This is a genomic window from Roseibium denhamense, from assembly GCF_009711415.1.
Lineage (GTDB): Bacteria > Pseudomonadota > Alphaproteobacteria > Rhizobiales > Stappiaceae > Roseibium > Roseibium denhamense.
Genome location: NZ_SMLZ01000105.1, coordinates 116,034 through 124,778 on the forward strand (window position 1 = coordinate 116,034; position 8,745 = coordinate 124,778).

At 56.8% G+C, this 8,745-nt stretch carries 9 protein-coding genes, 1 tRNA gene and 1 pseudogene; 7 read left to right on the plus strand and 4 right to left on the minus strand.

The window, feature by feature from the left end; all coding sequences use genetic code 11:
- Nucleotides 1-4: 4 nt before the first annotated feature.
- A complete protein-coding gene (locus tag E1180_RS09755) occupies nucleotides 5-286 on the plus strand; it encodes an EscU/YscU/HrcU family type III secretion system export apparatus switch protein (RefSeq protein WP_155190987.1) in 282 nt (93 codons plus the stop codon).
- Nucleotides 287-458: 172 nt separating this feature from the next.
- Nucleotides 459-1,940 (plus strand): Asp-tRNA(Asn)/Glu-tRNA(Gln) amidotransferase subunit GatB, encoded by a 1,482-nt coding sequence (gene gatB, locus E1180_RS09760; protein ID WP_155190988.1) that lies wholly within the window; start codon nucleotides 459-461, stop codon nucleotides 1,938-1,940.
- Nucleotides 1,941-2,047: 107 nt separating this feature from the next.
- Here gatB and E1180_RS09765 read toward each other — a convergent pair whose 3' ends face one another.
- Nucleotides 2,048-2,380: a MazG-like family protein gene (locus E1180_RS09765; RefSeq protein WP_155190989.1), complete on the minus strand. Its 333-nt coding sequence runs from the start codon at nucleotides 2,378-2,380 to the stop codon at nucleotides 2,048-2,050.
- Nucleotides 2,381-2,526: 146 nt separating this feature from the next.
- Here E1180_RS09765 and E1180_RS09770 point away from each other — a divergent pair, with 146 nt between their 5' ends.
- The 3 genes and pseudogenes from E1180_RS09770 (at nucleotide 2,527) to E1180_RS09780 (ending at nucleotide 5,310) form a co-directional block, all read left to right on the plus strand.
- A complete protein-coding gene (locus E1180_RS09770) occupies nucleotides 2,527-4,071 on the plus strand; it encodes a glycosyltransferase family 39 protein (RefSeq protein ID WP_155190990.1) in 1,545 nt (514 codons plus the stop codon).
- A gap of 22 nt (nucleotides 4,072-4,093) precedes the next feature.
- Complete coding sequence (locus E1180_RS09775) at nucleotides 4,094-4,558, plus strand: GNAT family N-acetyltransferase (protein WP_155190991.1); 465 nt, start codon at nucleotides 4,094-4,096, stop codon at nucleotides 4,556-4,558.
- Nucleotides 4,559-4,595: 37 nt separating this feature from the next.
- A pseudogene (locus tag E1180_RS09780) lies at nucleotides 4,596-5,310 on the plus strand (glutathione S-transferase family protein).
- A 65-nt stretch (nucleotides 5,311-5,375) separates the two neighbouring features.
- Here the strand turns inward: E1180_RS09780 and E1180_RS09785 are convergent.
- Entirely contained in the window at nucleotides 5,376-5,837 is a 462-nt protein-coding gene (locus E1180_RS09785; RefSeq protein WP_208997048.1) for a DUF2147 domain-containing protein, read from the minus strand.
- A gap of 114 nt (nucleotides 5,838-5,951) precedes the next feature.
- Nucleotides 5,952-6,374: a DUF2147 domain-containing protein gene (locus E1180_RS09790; RefSeq protein ID WP_155190992.1), complete on the minus strand. Its 423-nt coding sequence runs from the start codon at nucleotides 6,372-6,374 to the stop codon at nucleotides 5,952-5,954.
- A 432-nt stretch (nucleotides 6,375-6,806) separates the two neighbouring features.
- Between E1180_RS09790 and E1180_RS09795 the strand changes: the two genes are divergently transcribed.
- On the plus strand, nucleotides 6,807-7,076 hold the full coding sequence (locus tag E1180_RS09795) for a hypothetical protein (RefSeq protein ID WP_196220573.1): 270 nt from the start codon (nucleotides 6,807-6,809) through the stop codon (nucleotides 7,074-7,076).
- Between the two features lie 258 nt (nucleotides 7,077-7,334).
- Here the strand turns inward: E1180_RS09795 and E1180_RS09800 are convergent, their stop codons facing one another.
- Nucleotides 7,335-8,069: a substrate-binding periplasmic protein gene (locus E1180_RS09800; protein ID WP_155190993.1), complete on the minus strand. Its 735-nt coding sequence runs from the start codon at nucleotides 8,067-8,069 to the stop codon at nucleotides 7,335-7,337.
- A 376-nt stretch (nucleotides 8,070-8,445) separates the two neighbouring features.
- On the opposite strand from E1180_RS09800, the gene E1180_RS09805 reads away from it, so the two are divergent.
- Nucleotides 8,446-8,535: transfer RNA gene (locus E1180_RS09805), tRNA-Ser, on the plus strand.
- Nucleotides 8,536-8,745: the final 210 nt, after the last annotated feature.

Consider the following 8,745-nt stretch of genomic DNA (forward strand, 5'->3'; position numbering starts at 1 on the left):
GAAAATGTCCTCCGATAAACCCAGCAACAAGATCGCAATCGCTCTTCAATATGAAAATGAAGGCGCGCCGATTGTCACGGCAAAGGGCAGGGGCGTTGCGGCCGAGCGGATCGAGGAAATTGCGCGCGAAGCAGGTGTTCCTATCGAGCAAAACCCGATGATGGCGGAGGCCCTGTCCCAGATCGAGATCGATGAGGAAATTCCGGTGGAGCTTTATCAGGCGGTGGCGGTTCTGATCGGTTTCATCATGCGCACCGGACATGCTCAGCACCCGCCGAAAAGCTGATCAAAGCGTCACCAATCCCCTGCTTGTGCGAAAGCATAGGCCCGGCATAAGCAAATGCTTGCAGGTTTGGCAATTCCCGGCTAGGCATCGGACCGGCGAGTTCCGGCGCTCCGGGCACCTCCCGTCCGTTCCATTGAGCGCCCCCGAAAACAAAAACAGGATTTGACACCTCATGACGATTGTCGACGTACGCACTCCCGACCCGAAGAAATTCATCAAGGGCGCGACCGGCGATTGGGAAATCGTGATCGGTATGGAAGTGCATGCCCAGGTCACGTCCGAAGCCAAACTCTTCTCCGGTGCATCGACCGAATTCGGCAAGGATCCGAACGACAACGTGTCGCTGGTTGACGCGGCCATGCCCGGTATGCTGCCTGTGATCAACGAAGAGTGTGTCCGCCAGGCAATCCGCACAGGTCTTGGCCTGAAAGCGGAGATCAACCTGAAATCGGTTTTTGACCGCAAGAACTACTTCTATCCCGATTTGCCGCAGGGCTACCAGATTTCCCAGTTCAAGCAGCCGATTGTCGGTGAGGGCAAGATCCTCTTGGACATGCCGGACGAACAGGTCGAGATCGGCGTGGAGCGCCTGCATCTGGAGCAGGATGCCGGTAAGTCCCTGCACGACCAGCATCCGTCCATGTCCTTTGTGGACCTGAACCGGTCGGGCGTTGCGCTGATGGAAATCGTTTCCAAGCCGGATCTGCGCTCTGCGGACGAGGCAAAGGCTTATCTGACAAAGCTGCGCACGATCCTGCGCTATCTGGGCACCTGCGACGGCAACATGGATCAGGGCTCTATGCGGGCGGACGTCAACGTTTCCATCCGCCGGCCCGGTGGTGAATTCGGCACGCGCTGCGAGATCAAGAACGTCAACTCGATCCGGTTTGTCGGCCAGGCGATTGAGTATGAAGCGCGCCGCCAGATGGCAATCCTGGAAGACGGCGGCAGCATCGATCAGGAAACCCGCCTGTTCGACAGCGTCAAGGGCGAGACCCGCTCCATGCGCTCCAAGGAAGAAGCGCACGACTACCGTTACTTCCCGGATCCCGATCTGCTCCCGCTAGAGTTCACGCAGAGCTTCGTCGATGACCTTGCCAAAGACCTGCCGGAGCTGCCGGACGACAAGAAAGACCGCTTCGTCAAAGACTTCGGTCTAACCGCCTATGACGCGGACGTGCTTGTCATGGAAAAGGCGTCAGCTGATTTCTTCGAGGAAGTCGCCAAGGGCCGTGATGCCAAGCTGGCCGCCAACTGGCTGATCAACGAATTGTTCGGCCGCCTCAACAAGGAAGGCAAGGATCTGGCGGGTTCGCCGGTTTCAGCTGCCCAGCTCGGCGGCATTGTCGACCTGATCAAAGCGGGTACAATTTCCGGCAAGATTGCGAAGGACGTCTTCGAAATCGTCTGGACAGAAGGCGGTGACCCGGCGCAAATCGTCGAAGAGCGCGGCATGAAGCAGGTCACGGACCTCGGGGCCATCGAGGCGATTGTCGATGAAATCATCGCCGCCAACCCGGACAAGGTTGAGCAGGCCAAGGACAAGCCGAACCTCGTCGGCTGGTTTGTCGGTCAGGTGATGAAAGCCTCCAAGGGCAAAGCCAACCCGCAGGCGGTCAACGATCTTTTGAAGCAGAAGATCGGTCTGGAGTAAGTTCGGTAACTTTCGAAAAAAGAAGGGCTTCGGGGTACCGGAGCCCTTTTTCGTTCCGTTGCTGGCCCTGTTTATTATTGAGGTTTCGCTAATCGGAATTTTTTACATTACGCTCCGTCCGGAAGTTTCGTGGCCAGATCATACTTCTCCGATGTGGCATTGAATTTCCGTGCCACAGCCGCACCCAGATCAATGCCCATTTGGTCCGCCAAAAGGTCGAGCGCGATGATCGCATCGGCCATTTCATCGGCAACGTCCTGAAGGTCTGAGGTTGACCCTTTGATACCGCGGGTTCCGCGCAGATACTTCTTCAAGGCTTCGGCGACCTCACCAAATTCGCCCGCGACCTCAAGGCCCCGGAAGGCGATGTCGGCCTGGTCGTTGCCCGGCCATTCCTTCTGGCGGGTGATATTGGCCTTGCGGAGATCGGAAAACATCATGGAGCCGTTCCTTGAACCGAATTGACTGCCAGGATCATTGATCCGCCACACCGGTATTCGTCAAGGAATGGAATGCAAGGCTATGGGTTTTCCGCTGAAGATGCGCTAAACGGCTTTCCCATCAGCATCAACCTGCATCGGCCTTCATGACCGCTTCTTCAGTTTTTGACCGCCGCAGATCCGCCCCGTTCTTCGCCACCCCATTAGGCGTGTGGGCCATCGTTGCGCTATGGGGCGTGTCGCATCTTCTCTTGAGGGCGCTGAGTTCTCCGGTTCTGGGTACGGACGACATGTTCGAAAACGTGCTCGTCCAGACACTCGAACCTGGATACATGCTGCGGCAGCCGCCGCTTTACGAATGGCTCCTGTGGTCGGCACAGCAGGCTTTTGGCCCGACGCTCTGGGCCGCATTGTTTGTGAAATACGGGCTGATCTCGGTCGCCGCGCTGTTTCTGTTTCTCATTGCCCGCAAGGCGATTGCAGATCCGGCGCTGGCTGCGCTCTGCGCCTTTTCCTATTCGCTATATTACCAGTTTGGCTGGAACCTGCATGAGGGGGTAACGCATACGGTCGTGTTGACCACGGCGTGTGCCATGAGCGCCTTCTTCTTCATCAAGGCGCTCGAGACACGTCAGCTTGGCTATTATCTTCTGTTCGGGGCTGCTGCCGGGGCCGGTCTGCTGGGCAAGCACTCCTATCCGATCTTTGTGGCAGCGCTCCTGATTGCGGCCGGTTCGGACCGGGCGTGGCGGCCGCGCCTACGGCTGGCTGGTCTTGTGCTGGTCCCCGTTGCGGCCGTCATCGTTTATAGCCCCTATGCTTATTGGATCTTGAGCGAAGGGTTACGGCTCCTGTCGTCAGTGTCGCAAACGATGGGTGTAACGGCCGAGACCTCCCACATGCTGCGGGCCGGTGAGGGGCTCGGAAAACTGGCATTCGGGCTGGTAGGGTTTTCCGTCCCTCTTGTCCCTTTGCTGCTGGTCCTGTTCTGGCCGCGATATCTGGGCCGGAAGACGCCGCTAAAACCTGCGGTGAATGATGCCGCCCGTTTGTGCGGACGTACGGTTCTTGTCATGATTGTCCTGACTGCCGTCATGATCGCAATCACAGGGGCAACCTACGTGAAAGAGCGGCACATGCATCCTTTGCTGCTGTTGCTGCCGATCTTCCTGTTCGCGGATCTGGAGCGTTTCGGCTTTGAGCGTCAGTGGCGCTGGCTTGGTGTGGCCGTTGCTGCGCTGGTCGTTGTCGTCTTCATGGCCCGTGTGCCGGGTCTGGTGGCACCTGACCGCTTCTGGTGCGGGGGCAAGTGCCGCCACATGAAACCCTATGACGATCTGAAGGAACCCCTTGCCGGTATTGGGGCCTCGCAGGCCACGCTGATTGCGGACAACGGCTATACCGGTGGAAACCTTAGGGTGCTGTTCCCACAGGCAAGAATTGTCACCCATTCCATTCCAGCGCGCATTCCCCCGAGAAACAAATGTTTCTTCATTTGGGAAGGGGGAGAGGAAAAGCCCGCCTTAAGCGCTGCCGAAGTCCTCAAAGCCGAAGCCCGCTTTGAGGAAACAAGCATCTTATCGGCAACCTATCTGACCGGCGCCTGGCCTCATATCATCCAACCAGACGGCTGGCGCACGACCTGGTGGGGTGTGGCTGAAATCGAACCGTCCGCCGGTGCTTGCCAATAATCATGTCCAACTCCCGGATCCCATGACTGACCCAATTCGCATCGAAAAAGCAGAGCCTTCTCATCTCCAGGAGCTGGTTGCCATCATCAATGCCGGGGCCACGCGTGTCCGCGAAGACAAAGAATTTGCTGACTGGCAGGATTATAGATCTGCCTTTGAGGCCATGCGGGCTGCGCCTGAAATGGACATCTATGTTGCCTTGAACTCAGCGGGAGAAGTTGTCGGAACCTTCCAAATCCACTTCCTCAAGGGGCTGGCGTTTCAAGGGCGGCCGCGTGTTGAGCTGGAGAGCGTGCATGTGCGCGCCGACCAGCAGGGCACGGGGGTCGGCCGGAAAATGATGGCCTTTGCGCAGGAGTTGGCCGAGCGGGCAAATGCATGCATTATCCAGCTGACATCCAACAAGGAGCGCGAGGGCTCCCACCACTTCTACAAGCGCCTCGGCTATGATCAGAGCCATCTTGGATACAAGAAGATGCTGATGTGACCAGCCGGGCCGGGACCTTTAAGCCGGGAGCCTGTGCATGACCGTTCACCAGACCGCGCCTATTGATCTTTACTTCTGGCCGACACCCAACGGCTGGAAGGCCTCGATCATGCTGGAGGAGCTGGAGGTTCCCTATCGCTTGAACCTCGTCAATATCGGCAAGGGCGAACAGTTCGCGCCTGATTTCCTCGCCATCTCGCCCAACAACCGCATGCCGGCCATTCTCGATCCGGAAGGACCGGATGGTGACCCGATTTCGGTGTTCGAATCCGGTGCAATTCTGCAGTATCTCGGCCGGAAATTCGGCAAGTTCTATCCGCAGGATGAACGCCGCCGGGTCGAGGTGGAGGAATGGCTCATGTGGCAGATGGGCGGGTTCGGGCCCATGCTCGGGCAAAGTCATCATTTCCGGCAATACGCACCGGAAAAAGTGCCTTATGCCATCGAGCGCTACGACAACGAGGTTCAGCGGCGTTTATGGCGTCCTCAACCGCAGGCTTGACGGGCGGGACTATATCGCAGCCGGTGACTTTACCATTGCGGACATTGCAAGCATCGGCTGGGCGCAGCGCTTCAAGCGCCACGCGGTCGATCTTGATGACTTTCCAAATGTCAAAGCCTGGCGGGAACGGATCTTGGCCCGGCCCGGCGTTCAAAAGGGGCTGAAGGCCGGCGAGGCGGAGGAGAAGACACTCGTCATCGGCAAGGACAAGGAAGCCCAGTCAGTGCTTTTCGGGCAAAAGGCACGCTAGAGCATCGGGCGTTTTTGTTTGAAACGCCAGAAGCTGTTATCGCCGCGTCCAACCCGCCGCAGTGTCTATTTCAGTCTGGTCCAAATCTCGGTTTCGCACACATTGAAGACAACGCGGACGCAGCCCTTGATTTCCAGCTGTGCCGGCGACTTGAGGCGCACTTTGGCATTCGCGCTTATGCCCCGGCGCGGATCGTAAACCCGGCCAGACCAGGCATTGCCGTCAGGTTGGAGCCGCCACAACACCTTCAGACCAAGCACCTTGCGGCCGCGTTTGGAGCTGTCCCGGTTGTTTTCATCCAGGGTTGTCTCCATGGTTTTGCCCGGTGGCGGCGGAAACCGTACCAGCGTACCGCAGGGTGTCTTGCCGCAGGGCGCCACCTGAATGGTCGCGCCGGCTGGCGTCTTCCACTCTCCGGCAATGTCCGGAGCGGCGGCTGCCGGTACCGTTAAGCCCATCAATGCGGCGAGAAAACACAGGAAAACGGACCGCTTGGAAAGCGGGCTGCGGGAAATATATCTAATCAAAACAAAACCCCATCGCGTTGCGATCAAAACATGCGCCATAGTCTTGATCAGCAAATGCGACGGGGCGATGGCCAAATCAAAAACGACTTGGCAAAACGACTGGGCAAAACCGGTCTATTTCGTGCGGGTCCAGGTTTCACCCTTGCAGATGAGACCGCCCATGACACAACCTTCCAGCTTCAGCTTGTTCGCAGAGGTCAATTCGATAAAGCCGGTATAGGTCTTGCCGTCTTCCGCGTTGTAGACTTTGCCTTTCCATTGATTGTCCTTCTTCGTCGGCTTCATCGACTGAACAATCTGCACACCGAGCAGGGGGCGGCTGCGCTTGGAGGCGTCCGGATTTTGCGTGTCATTGCGCGGTTCGCGGAGCCAAATCAGCTTGCCGCAAAGTGAGCTGCCGCAATTGCTGATCCGGATTTTCGACGCGCCATTCGGACGGGCCCATTCGCCGGTGGCGTCAGCGGCCTGCACGGTGGACACGGGCAGCGTGAGAAGGGCGGCAGCACCAAGAGCTGCAGCGATTAGTTTGGATGTCATTCTTTCCTCCCAACCGGAATTGCTTCCGTTTACGGAAAGGGAATGTAAAGGGTTCGGGATGTTCTGAAAACCCGTGACCTAACGGCAGTCCTCCATATTTTTGAAATTTTAAACCCATTGAGTGGCTGGCTGATCCGTTCAATACCGAATTGGGAGATCAGACCAATCGTTTCCATGGTGAACAAAAGCTTGACCGCCTCAATCAAATTTTCGGAGAACTTGATTGATTTTCCTATGGAATTCGAAACGATATGGTTTCGGAAATCTGAATTTCAGAAATATTTAAGCAATTGTTCGGGATCCGTTAAACCTACTTTTTAACGGGCTTTTTAACTGGCGCTGCTCAAGTAGAGGTCAAGAAACGTCGGGGAAAGCTTCAGATAAGCTTGCGTTTCTAAGGAAGTCATACAGACCAATTAAGGGGAGCGTGACATGGCTCGTTTTGAAGTACATTCGGCCGATATGGCCATTCTGGGTGAAAAGGCCGTTACAGCCGACATTCTGTTTCAGATGGGGCTGGACAGCGCGTGCGGACGCCAAGGTGCTGCTGATCTTGTGACCGCGCATAAGTGGTTCAACATTGCGGCTCTGAAGGGCAACAGCGAAGCTGCCAAATACCGGAAGGAAATCTCCGGTGAAATGAGCGCATCCGAAATTGCCGAGGCACAGCGCAGCGCGCGCGAATGGCTGGCGATGCATTGAAGCCGGACATGGCTGCCGGCCTGACGGCACACCAAATCCGGAAGATCCGCTGACACGGCGGCCCATTTTCTGCCGTGTCCTTTATCCGAACAGCGCCTGCTTGAGGCATGGCCGTTGCCTTGTTTTCATACAAACTCTCAAGGCAAGGGAAACCGCCTTGACCGGACGGCATGAGCGCGTGCTGATGCAATGCCGCGCCGGAATTGAGTGGTGCCGTATCGCCGCGGACCGCAGACGCCGGAGCCAGGGCAAGATCTGCTAGTTCATCAAAGCATAGCGTGCAAGGATCTGCTCGTAAGTGCCGTCTGACCTGATGGCCGCAAGACCCTCCCGGAAAGCTGCGACAAGCTCCGGATCGGACGTCTTGCTGAACGCCATGTAAAGACTGCCGCTGATCTCCTCCAGCCGGTAGACCCGGCGGAACGTGCCCATATCCATTCCTTCCAGCGCCACACGGTAATTGAACGAAGCCTCATCGAAGGCGATGATGTCGATGCGCCCGAGCGCGAGCTTGCGAATATTCAGAACGTCCTCACCGACGACATCGAGCTGCTTAAATCCTTCGCCATCCAGATACTGATAGATCACGTCCTTCACGGATACGCCGATGCTGTAGCGCTTGGCATCATTAAGCGAGGCTATTGAAACGCCTGTGTTGTCGGCCCGTGTGTAGAGCGAGGTGTTGAAGGGGGCAATCACGCCGACCCACTCGAACAGATCCTCGCGCTCAGGGATCCGTCCGATTGAATAGATCAGGGTGTTCTTGCGGTTTTGAGCCGTCAAATAGGCCCGGGCCCAGGGCAGGAACTCGATCTTGGCGTCAAATCCTATCTTCTGAAGAACAGCCTCGACAACCTCGGTCGAAAGCCCTTGCGGAACACCGTCCTGGGAGAAATTGTAAGGCGGAAACTCTTCGGTCACGATGGTCAGCGGCTGTGCCTTCGCAGGCAGGATCGCCATCAAAACCAGCAAAATACAGGCAAGAACGCGCATTGGCACACCAGCAGTCCAGGACCGTGAGGAGCCTCAAGGTAGCACCGAACCTCGTCGTCACGATATCGTCTGAATTGCTGATGATTTCTCGCCCGCCAAAGCGAACATGTGTGAGGATGCCGCAGGCGAAACAGACCAAATAGGCCAATGCTGCGCATCTGCATGGCCGGCCCAGCGGGACTGCCGGGTGAGGCTGAACATCGGCAGATCGCCCCGATCTTTCGCTCAGGCTGATATCGCCCGCTGGGGTGACTGGATCCGCTCCTGTTATTTCTGCACTTCGGAAAAAGCTGCAAGGGCCGCGACGTGGAAAACATTCCGCCGATCCGAAAAAGGGCTTGCTTCGCTAGGCGTGGGCAACTAAACGGGATTTACCGGAGAGGTGGCCGAGTGGTCGAAGGCGCTCCCCTGCTAAGGGAGTAGGCGGGCAACCGTCTCGAGGGTTCGAATCCCTTCCTCTCCGCCATTTTTCTTGATAAGTTATTGATTTTCAATCGCCAATTTTTGGCATGATTTTTCAGACAATCATCCAGCCCATTAGGTGACAGGTTTATTCACAGCCCTGGCGTTCAATCCGTTTTTTTTCGCCTCAGGCTCTTGCACGACAACGCAGCAGTGCCTACCCAATATGTAACTCGGTTCATTTATCTCATCCGGGTTCATCACCAGCTTGCGC

Excerpts from the sequence above, each read along its gene's own strand:
- E1180_RS09755 (WP_155190987.1), top strand. The coding sequence starts at position 5 with ATGTCCTCCGATAAACCCAGCAACAAGATCGCAATCGCTCTTCAATAT.
- gatB (WP_155190988.1), top strand. The coding sequence starts at position 459 with ATGACGATTGTCGACGTACGCACTCCCGACCCGAAGAAATTCATCAAG.
- E1180_RS09765 (WP_155190989.1), bottom strand. The coding sequence starts at position 2,380 with ATGATGTTTTCCGATCTCCGCAAGGCCAATATCACCCGCCAGAAGGAA.
- E1180_RS09770 (WP_155190990.1), top strand. The coding sequence starts at position 2,527 with ATGACCGCTTCTTCAGTTTTTGACCGCCGCAGATCCGCCCCGTTCTTC.
- E1180_RS09775 (WP_155190991.1), top strand. The coding sequence starts at position 4,094 with ATGACTGACCCAATTCGCATCGAAAAAGCAGAGCCTTCTCATCTCCAG.
- E1180_RS09790 (WP_155190992.1), bottom strand. The coding sequence starts at position 6,374 with ATGACATCCAAACTAATCGCTGCAGCTCTTGGTGCTGCCGCCCTTCTC.
- E1180_RS09795 (WP_196220573.1), top strand. The coding sequence starts at position 6,807 with ATGGCTCGTTTTGAAGTACATTCGGCCGATATGGCCATTCTGGGTGAA.
- E1180_RS09800 (WP_155190993.1), bottom strand. The coding sequence starts at position 8,069 with ATGCGCGTTCTTGCCTGTATTTTGCTGGTTTTGATGGCGATCCTGCCT.